The following is a 1309-nucleotide window of genomic DNA, read 5'->3' on the forward strand; positions in this document are numbered from 1 at the left end:
TGAACCGCCCCGGGAACCCCGGAGACTCGTTGGTGTGAGTCACGCCGCCATGGCGAGCTCACGGATTTGCTGGTAGTAGGCCGCCTCAGCTTCTGCCGGCGGAACGTTGCCGATAGGTCCCAGCAGTCGATGGTGATTGAACCAGTCGACCCATTCCAGCGTTGCCAGCTCGACTGCTTCGCGACTGGCCCAGGAACGCCGATGAATCACTTCGGCCTTGTACAGTCCGTTGATCGATTCGGCTAGCGCATTGTCGTAAGAGTCGCCGACGCTACCGACGGACGGTTCGATACCCGCCTCGGCCAGACGCTCGGTGTAGCGAATCGAGACGTATTGCACGCCGCGATCGGAGTGATGAATCAGGCCGCCTTGCGTTGGCTGGCGTGCGTACAACGCCTGTTCCAAGGCGTCGAGTACGAAGTCGGTTCGAGCCGAGCTGGATACCTTCCAGCCCACGATACGCCGTGCAAAGACGTCGATGACGAACGCCACGTAGACGAACCCCTGCCAGGTCGATACGTAGGTAAAGTCCGACACCCACAGCAGGTTCGGACGTTCGGCCCGAAACTGCCGATTCACCTGATCGCGCGGACACGGAATGGCCTTGTCGCTGTGCGTGGTCTTGACCACTTTGCCGCGTATCACGCCGACCAGCCCCCGTCGCTTCATCAACCGCGCCACCGTGCAACGCGCCACATGAAAGCCTTCGCGCAGCAGTTGCCGCCACACCTTGCGCACGCCGTATACCTGTTTGTTCGCGTCCCAGACTCGGCGAATCTCGCCGCAAAGCGCATCGTCCCGCCGCGCCCGATTCGAGCGCAGTTCCGGATCAGCCCGACGCGCAGCATGCGCGTAGTAGGTCGACGGAGCGATCGGCAGTACCTTGCAGATCGGCTCGACTCCGTAACTGTCGCTGTGTTCAGCGATGAACGCCGTCATGACTTGGATCGGCGGTCGAGCTCCGCCTGGGCAAAATAGGCGCTCGCCTTGCGCAGGATCTCATTGGCCTGCCGCAGCTCACGCAACTCCCGTTCCAACTCCTTGATCCGCGTCTGGTCCGCCGTCGTTGGACCCGATCGCTTGCCCTGGTCACGTTCGGACTGCCGGACCCAGCGCCGCAGCGTCTCCGTCGTACACCCGAACTTTCCGCTGATCGACTCGATCGCCGCCCACTGCGATGCGTATTCCGCCTGGTGCTCCAGCACCATCCGCACCGCTCGCTCTCGTACCTCTTCCGAATACTTCTCTGACTTTCTCATCGCTCTATCCTCTCAAGGGAAAGAGCCTCCGGGAAAGCCGGGGCGGTTCA

Annotated in this window: 1 protein-coding gene and 1 other annotated feature; the gene reads right to left on the reverse strand. The window is 62.1% G+C overall.

From position 1 onward, the window contains the following. Window positions 1–39: 39 nt before the first annotated feature. A protein-coding gene (locus DFR29_RS28830; protein WP_133822081.1) for an IS3 family transposase occupies window positions 40–1259 on the reverse strand; the annotation gives its coding sequence in 2 pieces (ribosomal slippage) (window positions 40–974 and window positions 974–1259; 1221 coding nt in all). After that, window positions 865–981, reverse strand: a sequence feature (AL1L pseudoknot). Its footprint overlaps the gene before it by 117 nt. Window positions 1260–1309: the final 50 nt, after the last annotated feature.

This window comes from Tahibacter aquaticus, from assembly GCF_004363655.1.
Taxonomy (GTDB): Bacteria; Pseudomonadota; Gammaproteobacteria; order Xanthomonadales; family Rhodanobacteraceae; genus Tahibacter; species Tahibacter aquaticus.